The organism is Chitinophaga sp. (assembly GCF_039596155.1).
GTDB lineage: Bacteria > Bacteroidota > Bacteroidia > Chitinophagales > Chitinophagaceae > Chitinophaga.
The window spans coordinates 110,803-125,336 of the sequence record NZ_JBCNKF010000021.1 but is presented as its reverse complement, the minus strand read 5'-3'; the positions used below and the strand labels follow the sequence as shown (position 1 = coordinate 125,336).

Genomic DNA, 14,534 nt, shown 5'->3' with positions numbered 1-14,534 from the left:
TAGAAGTGGCATTATAACCGATGACGGGTTTGGCATAAGTCGTTGATACAAATCAGTGACGATGAGCAGGAAGCGGCCGGTCTGAAAAAACAGTTTGTCTACAGAATTATTTTACTATTTTGTAGTCATTACTTTATACCTGATGAGATTTTATTGCCTACAACTGTTATTGCTACTGGTAGCAACAAGGAGCGCGTATGGACAAGGCATACCTCCCGTGAATGCGAAAGAAGATTCTACCTACGCTGTGCCGGCAGGTGATGTAAGGGTTGCGTATACCGGATCGCTGCCAGCCGCAGTGAACAAAAGCTACAAAGTAAATCCCGGTCCATTGCTGGCTTCCGCCATTATGATCGGCTATGGCGCCGCCACCTTCCATGTACGCCCTTTACACGACCTGGATCTGTCCACAAAACATGAGATCCGGGAAGATAATGCCGGGTTTCACACTACAATTGATAATTACCTGCAATATTCACCCATCTTTGGGGTATATGCGCTGAATGCCATCGGTATTCACGGAGAGCATAATTTCAGGGACAGGACGATCATACTGGGAATGTCGTCTCTACTGGTCTGTGGTACAGTGACGGGACTAAAAACGCTTACCCACAGGGAAAGGCCTGATGGTAGCGCGACGAACTCCTTCCCTTCCGGGCATACGGCAACAGCCTTTATGAGTGCGGAGTTTATGAGGATGGAATACAAGGGTGTAAGCCCCTGGATTGCGGTGGGAGGTTATATGGCTGCAACGGCGACCGGGGTGCTCAGGATGTATAATAACCGGCATTGGCTGAGTGACGTGGTAGCAGGAGCCGGCGTTGGTATACTTAGTACGCAGGCGTCATTCTGGTTGTACCCGAAGATTCAGAAGGGATTTAGCGGGAAAGGAAATAACAGTACCATGATAGTACCGACTTATGATGCTGGAACAAAATCCGCAGGACTGAGCCTTTTGTATATACATTGAGAGTAATGGTTATAATGTAATCGTGGGTGTAGACGGCAACCCATGACAGTTTTGAAGGAGGTATTGATCTTTATCAGATCATTCGGCACTCATGAGTGTATACTAACTGCTTTGAAAGAATTCCTCTTTCTTAATCACTGATCCCCTCCCTTTATATACTCAAGAGTGTATACTAACTGCTTTGAAAGAGTTCTCTTTCTACTCACTGATCCCCTCCCTTTATATACTCAAGAGTGTATACTAACTGCTTTGAACGAGTTCTCTTTCTAATAACTGATTCCCTCTCTTTATATACGCATGAATATATGCCACTGCACTGGCATAACCACCGGCAGCTTTAAAAGAATCACTAATCTTTTTCATATTAACTATGTATGACGGATCGCGGAGCACCTTCTCTACTGCATCCTGCAACAAAACAGGCGTAAGCGTACGATGATCCAGTGCAATAGTCGCACCCAATGCAGTCGTCCTTTCGGCGAGATCGGGCTGATCTGCGCCGAGAGGAATAGCTACAAACGGGACATCATTGTACAGCAGGTCACTGATGCTATTCATACCAGCATGGGTGATGGCAACGTCCGTATGTTCAAGGATGGCCAGCTGGGGTATATAATGACGAACAATAAAATTGTCCGGGATTTTAAATTTACTGAGGTCTACTTTGTAAGCCGCCATGACAACAGTTACCTCTTTGCCCGCGAAAGCATCAAAGAAGATCTGGTAAAGGTCAGGCCTGAAATTACTGAATACGGTACCGAGCGAAATGTAGATGACCTTTTTCCCTTCTAATAACGCAAAGGGAAAATCTGCGTTCTCTTTTCTGTTAAATACCGGCGGACCTACAAAGCGGTATGTATCATCAGTCAATTGTTCTGCAGGTACAAAATACCGGGATGAATAGACAAGGTTGAGGCCTCCCAGGTTGATCATTGTAGCCACAAACTTTTCCGGCAGGACAACGTCGTACCTGGCCTTTATCTTCTCACGCAGTGCTGTGTAGCCCGGCGGTGTGGGAAACGCATCCGCACGCTCCAGGAAATTATGTAATCCCAGGAAAATACCTAAAGATGATATCGCGGGTATTTTCAGCAGTTGCTTAAATACTTCCGTGAATGGGAATGGCGTAGAATGCACAATGTAATCGAACTGTATATTACTTATTTGCGCCAGTATATCGTCAATAATATTGATACCCTCTCTTAGTACCGTCTCCATCGGATCAGCGATCCCCTCCTCTTCCGGTTTGAAAAGGTCCATGTCATACAGATACTGTTTGTATAGCGCGCCGGTAGCCTCAATTTTTTCCCTGAATGGTGCAGTAGCAAAATAGATAACTTCCTCTCCGTTCTTTATCAGTTCGCTGACAAGTCCAATAGTTGGATTCACGTGGCCATGGGAAGGTACACTCAGGAATAATACTTTTGACATGTACGATTGTTTAATAAGAATATAGACGGAGCATTTGAACATATATTTTAAAGACTGAGAAAATAATTTTGCGTAACCGATTAGTTACATATATTTGCGTAACCAAAAGGTTACATGTTATGCAAAGAGACTTATCCTTTAAATGGTATTTTCCACATACTCCTGCTGCTGTATGGGCATGCCTCACCGAACAGGAAGCAATAGCCGAATGGCTGATGAAGAACGACTTCAGGCCAGTGGTAGGGCATAAATTTAATTTTCATACAAAGCCGATCCCTAAGATGGATTTTGACGGAATTATCTATTGCGAGGTGCTGGAAGTGGAAGCATTAAAGCGCCTGGTATATTCATGGAAAGGCGGCCCTGCTCCGGGTGTGATAACGTTAGATACGATACTGACCTGGACATTAATACCAAAAGAAAACGGTACGGAAGTGCGACTGGAGCATAGCGGGTTTAAAGGATTTAAGAATTATCTATCCAGCCTGTTCATGGGAGCGGGATGGAATGGCAGAATACGAAAAAGATTAGAGACACTACTAAATGAAAATGCAAATGCCACTACCTGATCCATTTCAGGCAATTGCCGACCCGGGCAGAAGAGAGATCCTGTTTTTGTTATCAAAAGAGAAATTATCTATGAACGCACTGGCCGAGAATTTTGAGATTAGCCGGCCTGCGGTGAGTAAGCATGTGAAGATCCTGTATGAAGCGGGGCTAATCATGATTACCGAAGTAGGCAGAGAAAGATATTGTGAATTAAATCCGGATGGATTTAAAGAGATCAGGGCATGGATGGCATACTATGAAGAGTTTTGGAATGCGAAGATGGTCAATTTCGGAAAAGTGCTGAACAAGAGAATGAAGCAGTAGGATAATACCAGGTACGCATGCCCGCCTCACCCGCAAATTTGCCGGCTTGAGCCCGAATATTGCCCTCCGCCTCCAATACTATTGTATCTTTACCCGGTGAAAAAATATGACGGTTACTTTGGCACACTCATCTCAGCATGCATTGCCATATTAGCGACTTTTCCGAGAATGCTCCGGATGGAGCAGTTTTCCTGGTGGACTATAATTCACTTCTTCCTGCATTTCTTCCTGTTTGGACTGATCTGCTGGTTCCTGCATAACTGGTTCATCCGCGCCACATTCAAAAGAAAAAAGGATGATAAGGTCATCGTCGCACTTACTTTTGTTGTCATGGTTGCACTCCTGATCTTTCCGTACAACTACCTCATGTCCTTGTTATATGACGTCTCCGAAGGCATCATGGATATTCCTGTAGCACGCAAACAATACATGCTGTTCTTAAGAGGCCTGGTGACCAGCGGCCTGTTTTACTTTATTCAACACCATAAAATGGTCGTATTCCAGAAACAGGAAAGCCAGCTGGAAATCGAAAGACTAAAACAGGCACAACTGGAAGTCAGCCTGAATTCATTGAAAGAACAATTAAGCCCACATTTTCTGTTCAATACACTCAATACCCTGAGTACGCTCACCACCGAAAAGCATGTGAAAGATTTTGTGAATGAACTGTCCAATATATACCGGCACGTATTGCAACATAAACAAAAGGACACCGTGACCATCGCCCAGGAACTTAACTTTATCCACTCGTACGTTTACATCCTGAAAAGCCGGTTCGAAGACGCTATAAACATTACTATCGACCTGGCAGCAGCAGACCAGGAGCTACGTATCCCGGCACTAACATTGCAACTACTACTGGAAAATGCGGTAAAACACAACGTTGCGACCAGCTATAAGCCACTTACAATTCACTTATACAGGGAAACAAACTACCTGGTAGTGACCAATAATCTCCAGCCTAAAAACAGCGTCAGCTATTCAACCGGTACCGGTTTGCATAATATCCGCCTGCGTTACCAGCTGTTGTTCAACAAAGAGATTATCATCGAAAAAACGACTTCTCAGTTTACCATAAAATTACCCCTGGCAGGATGACTGTACTGATAATAGAAGACGAGCCCAGAGCGGCAAAAGAGCTGAAAAACATGATTCAGCAAATAGACGATACCATACAGGTAACCGGTATCCTCGAGTCTGTCGAACAGGCAAAAGACTGGTTTGCACTCAACCCGCAGCCGGACCTGATCCTATCCGATATTCAACTGGCTGATGGATTGAGCTTTGAGATCTATAGCCAGGTACAGGTCACCAGTGCCGTGATCTTTTGCACTGCCTTCGATGAGTACCTCCTGCACGCATTCGATACCAATGCAGTCAGTTACCTGCTAAAGCCAGTCACGATCGAAAAACTGGAAAAGGCGCTCGGGAAATATAACCAGATGAAAGCTGCTTTTGCCCATACAACAGTTCCCAACAACCTGCAATCCCTGATGCAGATGATCAAACCTGCGCATAAAACAGCATTGCTGGTAAATGAAAAAGAAAAGATCATTCCCGTACAGGTAAAAGATATCGCCTGTATCTACCTGGATAATACCATCCTCCAGATCACCACACTCCAAAATAAGAAGTACTTTATCACCGCCACCATGGACGAAACTGAAAAGATCCTGGATCCGGCAGATTTTTACAGGGCCAACAGGCAGTACCTTATCAACAGGGCAGCAATTGTGAATGCGGAGCGATATTTTGCCCGAAAACTGGTGGTGAAGTTAATGGTGCCAACCGAAGAACAAATTGTTGTCAGCAAGGCTAAATCAGCCGATTTTCTGCAATGGCTGGAAAGTTAGTCTGCCTCGCCCGTTTCACCCTCCTATCTGCCCGCTTTACCCGATTAGCCCCCAACCTCCACTGCTTATTTTCCCAGCTTTGCATTGTCAAATAAAAAAATGCAAATGAAAACACTGGCTTTTCTCCTTTTACTACTTACCACCTCATTCGCCCCGGATACCATCCTTGGCAAATGGACCAATGCAGACAAATCCAAAGAAATCACGGTGGTTAAAAACGGGAATACCTACTCAGGTACAACAGAAGGCAAAGAAATCCTTCAGGACCTCGCCTACAACAATGGCGCCTACACCGGTAAAGTATTTCTTCCCAAAAGAAACCAGACCTTCCGCTGCACCATCACCCTCAAAGGAGAAGATACCATGGAAATAACGGTCAAAGCAGGCTTGCTGAGCCAGACCAAAGTATGGACACGCATTAAATAAACACTCGCATATGAAAAAGATCCTCACCGGTATACTTTGCTCCTGCATGGCCCTGCCGGTGTCTGCACAACTCAGTTTTTCCTCCGTACAGGATATCTGGAAATATGCAGATGCGCACAACATCCAGATCACCGCCGCCAATGCAGCCCGCCAGGAAGCAGCCATCGCTGCCAGACAAGCCAAAGGCGCCCTGCTTCCCACCATAAGCGCCAACGGCAACTACATCGATAATATCAGGCTGCAATCTACGCTCATTCCGGCACAGCTCTTTGATCGAAGCGCACCCGCAGGCACCTTTTACGAGGCCACCTTCGGAAAGCGGTATAATTACAATGCCGCCGCCAGCGTGCAACTGGACCTGGTCAATACCCAGAACTGGTTTGCCATTAAAACCGCCAGACTGGATAAGGAAATAGCCGCACTGAACATACAGAAAACCAAACGCGATCTGTATGAACAACTGGCAAATATCTACTACTCCTATTTGCTGGCAGATGAAGCCGAACAATTATCTATCTCAAACGCCGGCACGATGGATACCGTATTTGTATCTGTACAACGTAAATACAACGACGGACAGCTTAGCGAGATAAGTATGAACAATGCCGCTATCAACAGAGAGAAAGCAGCTAAAAACCTGGTGGCTGCCACTCAGAATAAACTATTACAACTTAATAACCTGCAGCAGCTGCTGAATACCAGAGATAGCATCGTCATCACAGAACAATCAATGGTCCCCTATTTTCCGCAACCCTTTACAACGGATCCGGATGTCACCATTGCCTACGAAGAAATGCTAAAATCAAAGACACAGTGGCAGGCTTCAAAAGCCGCTTATGCCCCCGCATTGTCAGCTGTATACCAATACAACAGGATGATCACCACTGATCACTTCATGCAGTTCGGCAACAGCAATGACCTGCCCAGTCAATACTGGGGACTTCGCCTGTCTGTGCCGGTCTTCTCCGGCAATAGCCGGCATTACAATGTTCAGAAAACAAAGATCGACCTGGAACTGAAACAGCAACAATACCAATCCGCCAGTCTGCAGTCACAACTGACCAACCAGAACGTTCTTATCTCCTATAATACCGCATTCAAAGATCTGGAAAAGGCCAAAGGCATTCTCGCCATGTACCGCAGCAATGATACACATGCTACACAGCTGCTCAACGAAGGCTCCATTTCTATTGATGATCGCCTGAAATACTATTCGGATATGATCACCAATCAGCAGGAATACCTCCAGAGTATGAGCGATTATTTTATCCAATCTTATCGCCTTCAAATCAGAACTATAAATATCTATTAATCATGAAACAACTCTTCATCATATCCTTCGCAGGCATCACGTTGCTTTCTTCCTGCAAGTCAAAATACAATGGCGTCGCCACACCGGTTTATGCGCCTATCACCGAAGCCGTATTTGCACCCGGTCACATTGAAGCAGGCGGCCAGTTTACATTGACCGCCCTCAACGATGGCTATATTACAGCCGTACACGTACAGGAAGGCGACAGCGTGTCTGGCGGACAAATCATCTTTAGCCAGGACAATACCACCGCCGCCATTGCCCAACGATCTGCTACACAGAACCTGGCCATCGCACGCCAGAACGCCGCAGACAACTCTGCCGTGCTGGAACAACTCCGGCAACAACTTAACACCGCTACTGAAAAACTCGCCAACGACCTTGCACAAAGGGATCGTAATGCAAGACTGTACGCTACCCGCAGCGTCTCAAAAGTAGACTGCGACAATGCAGAACTGGCCTACCAGACCTCCCTTCACAACGTAGAACAGATCAAACAAAATATCGCAGCTACAAAACTCTCCCTCCGCCAGACCGTCATCAATTCCACCAAAGATCAGGAGACAGCGGCTGCCAACAATTCATACTACGACATCAAATCTCCCGGCAGTTATACAGTATACACCCTGCTCAAACGAAAAGGAGATTTCGTACGCAAAGGTGATGCCCTCGCTACACTCGGTAACGCCGATGACATGCTCATCTCGCTCTCTATTGATGAAGCCAGCATTGCGAAGATCAAAGCAGGTCAATTGGTACTTACTGAACTCAACACGGCGAAAGGCAGTACATACACCGGCCACGTAAGTAAGATCTACCCCAGCTTCGACGATCAGTCGCAGGCCTACAAGGTGGAAGCACGCTTCGATACCATCCCCGCCGGCCTGCTAAACGGTACACTTTTACAATCCAATATCATTGTCGCACATAAAGACAAAGCGATGCTGGTGCCCGCCGCCTGCGTAAGTCCTGACGGCAGAGCACTTATCAAAAACGGGAAACAGACCGATACCGTCCAGCTCAAAACAGGCATCGTCTCTACCGATTATGTCGAAGTACTCGGCGGCATCCGGGCAGACGACAAACTCATTAAAGCATATTAATATGAAGACAGGCATCAACACCAGAATTGCTTACACTTATATGGTAAGCAAGGTCAAATCAACACTGGTAGCTGCGCTGGGAGTTACTTTCGGAATTGGCATGTTCATCTTTATGAATTCATTGATCACCGGTACCAATGACTATTCAGAAAAAACCATGCTGAGTGCAACACCGCATATACGCTTATATAATGATAATAAGATCAGTACAAACGACATGCTCAATCGCTACGCCGGTAATAAAACCATCAACCTGATCTCCAATCCGCAGCTGGTACCCCAGGATAACCGGATCATCAACCCCGATGCTGTCGCCGCACAACTCAATAAACGGAAAGAAGTGATTGCCCTCAGCAAACAGGTGACTGCGAATATTATCTACAGCAAAGGAAACGTGCAGGAAAACGGCACCATCTTCGGCGTCAATATCGAAGAACAGGATAAAATGTTTGACATTACGTCAAACATGATCGCGGGCAAAACAAAATCTATCGCCGATAATCCCAACAACATCATCATTGGTATCGGGCTATCTCAAAAGCTGAACCTGAAAATGGGGGACTATGTCAGGATCACTACCAGTACAGGCCTTACAAAGACCTTACAGGTCTCCGGCATATTCAAAACCACCATCAAAAACGTAGATGAAACGAAAACTTATGTTAGTCTGCCGGTAGTACAACAGCTCCTGCAAAAAGACCGGGCCTATATCACCGATATCTATGTGAATGTAAAAAATTATAACCAGGCTACTGAAATCGGCAACAGCATGGCCCATCAAACAGGCTACACCTCCGAATCCTGGCAGCAAAGCAATGAACAATCCCTGGCCGGCAAAAAGATCAGGGATATCATCGCTAACTCCGTCATCTTTACCATTCTCCTAGTAGCGGGTTTCGGTATCTATAATATTCTAAACATGGTCATCTATGAAAAGATCAAAGAAATCGCCATCCTGAAAGCCACCGGTTTCCAGGGGAACGATGTGGTGAGCATTTTCATACAACAGGCTTTACTGATCGGCCTGATAGGATCTGTAATGGGATTGATCGTTGGCTGGCTCATATCTTACCTGTTGTCAAAATTATACCTGGGCATCGGAAATGTAACGTATCTGCCCATGACATTCCTTGTCAAACATTACATACAAGGGGCGGTTTTCGGCATACTTACTTCATTTTTCGCCGGTTACATCCCAGCCCGTAAAGCATCAAAAGTAGATCCTGTTTCTATCATCAGAGGTTAAAATTATTGAGATGAGCATCGCATTGAAAGCTGACAACATCAGCAAATATTTCTATACACCGGAGAAATTTAAGGTCTTATCAGAGGTGAGTTTCGAAGTACAGAAAGGAGAGTTTGTATCTGTCATCGGAAAATCCGGCTCAGGCAAATCCACCATGCTGTATATCCTGTCGACCATGGATACAGACTACACAGGCAACCTGATGCTGAATGGACAGCAGGTCACCGGCAGTCCTGTCAACAAACTCGCTGCCTTCAGGAACGAACACCTTGGCTTCGTATTCCAGTTTCACTACCTGCTGCCTGACTTCACATGTCTGCAAAACGTGATGATCCCTGCCCTGCGTCTGAAAAAGCGTTCACCGGCAGAGATCGAACATAACGCTTACGAAAAACTTAAAACACTGGGACTTGAGGACCAGGCATTGAAAACTGCGTCCCGGATCTCAGGGGGCCAACAACAACGTGTGGCTATTGCCCGCGCCCTGATCAATGAGCCGGCAATCATTATGGGTGATGAACCTACAGGCAACCTGGATAGCCGCAATACTGCCGTGGTATTCGATATTTTCAAACAGCTGGCAGCCGAACATAACAAAACGATCATCACAGTAACCCACGATAATGACTTCGCAGCAAAGAGCGATCGTATTATCGAAATGAAAGATGGTGTGATTATCAGTCATGACCGTAAACCACATGAATTATGAAGTATGTCATCATTGCTTTTGCATGCCTTTCAGGTAGCAGCCTATATGCACAGGGGATTAATTATACCTATGACAGCGGAGATTACAGTGCCCATACCATCAATGCGAATGTCGCCTTCCCACTGTTCAATCATACACTCGGCAACGTGATATACCGCCACCTGACGCTGGAAGATCATACGCTACAGTCTGTGGCCATGCAACTCTTCTACAAATTTGAGTTCTCAGAAAGACAATCGCTGGTGCTCATCGGAACAGGAGGTAGATATAATGAGGGATGGCGTTACGGCGCGGGGTTCCGGTACATGTATAAACACTCTGCAAAGGTAAAATCCGGAATTGGCATGATGTACAACAGGCAATTCTTCGGCAACCAGCTCATTCCCTTCTTAGATGTAAACTATGAGCCTTCTGATAAATGGACAATATCAGGTTTATTCCCTATCCGGCCTAAGGTCATGTACCACATCAACAAAGCTGTCAGCGCCGGTTTAGAGATCACCGGCGAAGCCAGTAGTTATAGAATGGCAACAACATTTCTGCGCAATAATCAGTGGACAGGTATGTGCCGGCTGGAATGGCTCCTTGTCAAACGCCTGGTGCTGAATGCAGGTATTGGCAGGAACTTCGTGAACAGGTATCAGTTTTATGACAACAATGCTAAAACCAGCTGGACGATCATCACCATCCCCCTCAGCGAAAAAGCGCAGCCAATCTATGAACAGAATTCCAGGGGATTCAGTGCCACTCTCGGCCTATCCCTACGCATTGACAGGGATTGACCTTAACCCGGAAGGTGCCTGCCCCGTGTGTTTTTTGAAAAAGTGGCTAAAGTGGGCAGGATCTTCAAAACCAAGACGAAAGCCGATCTCCGCTACATTCCACTCCGAATGCTTCAGTAGAATCGTCGCTTCTGTTACAAGTCGCTCCGCAATCAGATTGGAGGTAGATTTACCCGTAGTCGTCCGCAGGGCGCGGTTGAGTGAATTGACATGCACTCCCATTTGAGCTGCAAAATCTGCAGGCGACTTCAACTCAAACTGCTGGCTCAGGTTTTCAATCGGAAACTGCCTGTCCAGCAATTCATTGAATACACTGGTAATACGCACACTGGCATCCGTATGCTGGTACCGCTTTGCCACCGGCTCCATGCGCATGGCATAATGCAGGATGTCAATAATACAATTACGGATCAGGTCATCCTTGTACGCATAGTCTGAATCGAACTCCTGCGCCATGCGGTCAAAGAGCCCTGCAACGGCCGCCGCCTGTGTTGCATCCAGCTCATATACCGGGTGTGCACCCGGCGCAAATAAGGGTAACTCTTTAATATTTCTCCTGAAATATTCTGACAGATAAGCAGGCTTGAAAATGAAATATTGCCCAATGGCAGGACCATCGGGCATATCTACTGTATATGGTATGTCAGGACTGAATATAGCCAGGGCGTCCCCGTTCACTTCAAGCGATTTATCGCCATAGTGCAGGAGGGTTCGGCCCCGCATAAAGCTCACTTTGTAAAAATCCCTGCGCCGGTACGGTTGCGGGTCCATACGAAGGCAATCATCGTACCGGAGCAGGTTAAATACTAAAGGCTGGCTATTGATAGCTCTGTTTATATAGAAATCCTCTATTGACTCAGGCTTTTTCATAATACGAATTTACAGAAAACACCTCACCATCACACCATCTATTAAACATGCGCAGGCATCCAGTGCTTTTGCATATAGGCATGGTAAGGCTCCTCCCCCGACATCCTTATCCCATGCAGTTCCTTCGCATCTTCACCCGCCACGTATCTCAACCTGGAAGTCCCATCTGTAGCAGCCTCATAGATCACCTCTGCCACCTGCATAGCTGTTGTTCTTTCCTGGGTTTTAGATCCCCAGAGTTCCAGGAATCCCTTTACAAAATCATCATAGTCAGTAATGTCAGGGTTCCCGGTAAAATTAGCCGCCCCATCAAATCCGGTAACTATAGCACCGGGTTCTACCAGCTTTACTTTTATATTCAGGGCGGACAGCTCATATGCCAGTGATTCAGAAAACCCCTCTACGGCGAACTTAGTCGCATGGTACAAACTCACTATCGGAAAAGTAATCCGCCCCCCCATACTGGATACATTAATGATCGTTCCCGCCTTGTTTGCCCTGAAATGCGGCAATATAGCCTGCGTAAGGTGCATCAGGCCAAACACATTCACGTCAAACTGCTGTTTGATCTGAGCATCCGTAGCCAGTTCGAACGGGCCAAACAATCCATAGCCCGCATTATTCAACAGCACGTCTATTTTTCCGAATCTTTTAATACCTTCAGCGATCACCCGCTGCATATCAGCCTTTTCCTGTACATCCAGCCTGGTGACAAGCACATTACTTAATTCCGTTAATGTTGTTTCTTTTTCCGGTGAACGCATGGTTGCAACTACGTTCCAACCTTTTGCAGCAAAGTACTGTGCAGCGGCTTTTCCAATACCGGCAGATGACCCGGTGATCAATATTGTCTTGTTCATGATTTGTTTGTTTTTGATAACAAGACAAAATTAGCCACAGCTGCAGGGGGAAAATTGTCTTCATGAAACCATTACTTGTATAAATCAAACCGAGTTATGAATAAAACAGTTTGGACCATTCTATTACTATTCACTCAATTATCACTCTTTGCACAACCGGATAGTCTCAAACCCGGCCTCAGCCGCGCCAGACAATACCTCTCCGATCTTGGCAGGATTGTCAGTCCCAATGGCATCCAGGAAAATTTCACCCTTCCTGTGGGTGGTGTTAATCAATGCGTGTATACCCGCGGGCAAGACAAAGACAATCCCATCATCCTGTTCATCCACGGAGGCCCGGCCTCCCCTATCTCGCCTGTGATGTGGATGTACCAGCGGCCGCTGGAGGAGTATTTTACGATGGTCACCTATGACCAGCGCGGTGCAGGCAGAACATTTCTGAATATAGATCCGGATTCCATTGCCAATACCATTCACATTGATAATTATGTCAACGACGCCATTGCCATTGCAGCTGCGGTTCTTAAAAGGTATCATAAAAAGAAAGTGATATTGATGGGGCATAGCTGGGGAACGATTATCGGCATGAAGGCAGCCGTAAAGAGGCCGGATCTGTTCTATGCCTACATTGGTATAGGGCAGGTGATCAATACCCGGGAAAATGAGCATTACAGCTATGAATATGCCGCAAACACCGCACGGGAACACCACAACGATACCGCCTTGACTGAGTTAAAAAGTATCGCGCCTTATCCCGGCGATCAGCCGGTTACACGAGAAAAGATCATCATCGCCAGGAAATGGGCGCAGTATTATGGTGGATTGAGCGCTTACCGAAATTCATCCCGCTATTTCTTCGCAGGGCCGTTTATATCCCCGGAATATAGTTTTGAAGACGTCGATGCGATTGATAATGGCAACCTGTTTACCCTGAGCAGAATATTACCAGAATTCCTGGAGGTGGATTTGAAAGGGATTAAATCGTTCCCTATACCAGTTTTTATGTTCATGGGCCGGCATGATTACACCACGCCCAATGCGCCCACTGAAACGTGGTTAAAAGCGGTGAAAGCGCCTGTCAAAAAAGGGATCTGGTTTGAAAATTCTTCCCACCTGTTGATGTTTGAAGAGCCGGGGAAGCTGCTGGTAAGCCTGGTTAAGTATGTCCGGCCGCTGGCAGCGAAATGATAATGGCGACCAGGTAATATTTCCAGTTAAAAACGGTTGCTACTGCAGCTAAAGTAGCATTACATTTTGGCTACACATTTTACATTTTTGGCTACTACTACCACCTGCGAAGGCCGCACCTTTGTCGTATGATAAAAGATAAAATAATCGCCATCACCGGCGCCAGCAGCGGCATAGGCGAAGCTACTGCCCTGCTGCTGGCCGACCAGGGTGCCAAAGTGGTTTTAGGCGCCCGCAGAACCGACAGACTCGCCGAAGTTGCCAATCGTACCGGCGGTATTTATATGTCGCTCGATGTAAAAAAGAGAGATAACCTCGCTGACTTTGTTCAATTCGCAATCGATCATTATGGCCGCCTGGATGTACTCATCAATAACGCAGGAATTGGCCCCATTTCTCCCCTGGATGAGTTGCGCGTAGAAGACTGGGATGCCATGATCGACGTCAACTTCCGCGGGGTATTGTACGGCATTGCTGCGGCACTACCGGTATTCAGAAAGCAAAACTCCGGTCACTTTATCAATACGCTCTCTACTGCCGGACTGCAAAACGTACCCAGTATGGCTGTCTATGCCGCTACCAAGAATGCAGCCCGTACGGTGGCAGATATCCTGCGGCAGGAAGCGGGCCCGACCATCAGGGTAACCAATGTTTCGCCGGGGTTTATCAAAACAAACTTCTCCGATTCAATGACCAATCTGGCTCTCAGAGAGCAAATGAGCGCCCGGGCAGAACAGATCGCCATCACCCCGGATGCTATTGCCCGTGCCATCGCGTTTGCCATTGACCAGCCGGCAGACGTAGATGTCAATGACATTGTGATCCGGCCTACCGCTCAATAAAAGTGTCACGTGCTACCGTAGCAGGGGATATTTTTATAAGACCACCTGTCTAAATACCACCGCGGCTAA

General features: G+C 46.5%; 16 protein-coding genes. 13 read left to right on the top strand and 3 right to left on the bottom strand.

Translation table 11 applies throughout. From position 1 onward, the window contains the following. The first annotated feature begins 142 nt into the window (after positions 1 to 142). Positions 143 to 970 carry a phosphatase PAP2 family protein gene (locus tag ABDW33_RS20235; RefSeq protein WP_343691913.1) on the top strand — a complete coding sequence of 276 codons (828 nt, stop codon included), beginning with the start codon at positions 143 to 145 and terminating at the stop codon, positions 968 to 970. A 240-nt stretch (positions 971 to 1,210) separates the two neighbouring features. Here ABDW33_RS20235 and ABDW33_RS20230 read toward each other — a convergent pair whose 3' ends face one another. Next, entirely contained in the window at positions 1,211 to 2,401 is a 1,191-nt protein-coding gene (locus ABDW33_RS20230) for a macrolide family glycosyltransferase (RefSeq protein WP_343691912.1), read from the bottom strand. A gap of 119 nt (positions 2,402 to 2,520) precedes the next feature. On the opposite strand from ABDW33_RS20230, the gene ABDW33_RS20225 reads away from it, so the two are divergent. The 10 genes from ABDW33_RS20225 to ABDW33_RS20180 all read left to right on the top strand — a co-directional run bounded on the left by ABDW33_RS20225 (position 2,521) and on the right by ABDW33_RS20180 (position 10,705). After that, complete coding sequence (locus tag ABDW33_RS20225) at positions 2,521 to 2,970, top strand: SRPBCC domain-containing protein (protein ID WP_343691911.1); 450 nt, start codon at positions 2,521 to 2,523, stop codon at positions 2,968 to 2,970. After that, the gene (locus ABDW33_RS20220) at positions 2,957 to 3,274 is read left to right on the top strand and encodes a metalloregulator ArsR/SmtB family transcription factor (RefSeq protein WP_343691910.1); all 318 of its coding nucleotides are present in this window, start codon (positions 2,957 to 2,959) and stop codon (positions 3,272 to 3,274) included. The genes ABDW33_RS20225 and ABDW33_RS20220 overlap by 14 nt, the downstream gene beginning before the upstream one ends. Before the next feature lie 96 nt (positions 3,275 to 3,370). Then, positions 3,371 to 4,372 (top strand): histidine kinase, encoded by a 1,002-nt coding sequence (locus ABDW33_RS20215; protein WP_343691909.1) that lies wholly within the window; start codon positions 3,371 to 3,373, stop codon positions 4,370 to 4,372. Next, positions 4,369 to 5,127 (top strand): LytTR family DNA-binding domain-containing protein, encoded by a 759-nt coding sequence (locus tag ABDW33_RS20210; RefSeq protein ID WP_343691908.1) that lies wholly within the window; start codon positions 4,369 to 4,371, stop codon positions 5,125 to 5,127. The genes ABDW33_RS20215 and ABDW33_RS20210 overlap by 4 nt, the downstream gene beginning before the upstream one ends. Positions 5,128 to 5,232: 105 nt before the next feature. Then, complete coding sequence (locus tag ABDW33_RS20205) at positions 5,233 to 5,553, top strand: DUF2147 domain-containing protein (RefSeq protein WP_343691907.1); 321 nt, start codon at positions 5,233 to 5,235, stop codon at positions 5,551 to 5,553. Between the two features lie 10 nt (positions 5,554 to 5,563). Continuing rightward, positions 5,564 to 6,865 carry a TolC family protein gene (locus tag ABDW33_RS20200; RefSeq protein ID WP_343691906.1) on the top strand — a complete coding sequence of 434 codons (1,302 nt, stop codon included), beginning with the start codon at positions 5,564 to 5,566 and terminating at the stop codon, positions 6,863 to 6,865. 2 nt (positions 6,866 to 6,867) lie between these two features. Beyond that, positions 6,868 to 7,968, top strand: coding sequence for an HlyD family efflux transporter periplasmic adaptor subunit (locus ABDW33_RS20195; RefSeq protein WP_343691905.1), 1,101 nt, complete (start codon positions 6,868 to 6,870; stop codon positions 7,966 to 7,968). A gap of 1 nt (position 7,969) precedes the next feature. Beyond that, positions 7,970 to 9,214, top strand: a complete 1,245-nt coding sequence (locus ABDW33_RS20190; protein WP_343691904.1) for an FtsX-like permease family protein — start codon at positions 7,970 to 7,972, stop codon at positions 9,212 to 9,214. Between the two features lie 10 nt (positions 9,215 to 9,224). Further along, positions 9,225 to 9,923, top strand: a complete 699-nt coding sequence (locus ABDW33_RS20185; protein WP_343691903.1) for an ABC transporter ATP-binding protein — start codon at positions 9,225 to 9,227, stop codon at positions 9,921 to 9,923. Next, positions 9,920 to 10,705 carry a hypothetical protein gene (locus ABDW33_RS20180; RefSeq protein ID WP_343691902.1) on the top strand — a complete coding sequence of 262 codons (786 nt, stop codon included), beginning with the start codon at positions 9,920 to 9,922 and terminating at the stop codon, positions 10,703 to 10,705. Before ABDW33_RS20185 ends, ABDW33_RS20180 begins: the two co-directional genes overlap by 4 nt. Here ABDW33_RS20180 and ABDW33_RS20175 read toward each other — a convergent pair. Beyond that, positions 10,685 to 11,575 (bottom strand): AraC family transcriptional regulator, encoded by an 891-nt coding sequence (locus ABDW33_RS20175; protein WP_343691901.1) that lies wholly within the window; start codon positions 11,573 to 11,575, stop codon positions 10,685 to 10,687. The two genes, ABDW33_RS20180 and ABDW33_RS20175, sit on opposite strands and share 21 nt — an antisense overlap. Before the next feature lie 41 nt (positions 11,576 to 11,616). Continuing rightward, complete coding sequence (locus ABDW33_RS20170) at positions 11,617 to 12,435, bottom strand: SDR family oxidoreductase (RefSeq protein ID WP_343691900.1); 819 nt, start codon at positions 12,433 to 12,435, stop codon at positions 11,617 to 11,619. 96 nt (positions 12,436 to 12,531) lie between these two features. Between ABDW33_RS20170 and ABDW33_RS20165 the strand changes: the two genes are divergently transcribed. After that, on the top strand, positions 12,532 to 13,623 hold the full coding sequence (locus tag ABDW33_RS20165; protein ID WP_343691899.1) for an alpha/beta hydrolase: 1,092 nt from the start codon (positions 12,532 to 12,534) through the stop codon (positions 13,621 to 13,623). A gap of 128 nt (positions 13,624 to 13,751) precedes the next feature. Next, positions 13,752 to 14,465 (top strand): SDR family oxidoreductase, encoded by a 714-nt coding sequence (locus tag ABDW33_RS20160; RefSeq protein WP_343691898.1) that lies wholly within the window; start codon positions 13,752 to 13,754, stop codon positions 14,463 to 14,465. Positions 14,466 to 14,534 lie beyond the last annotated feature (69 nt).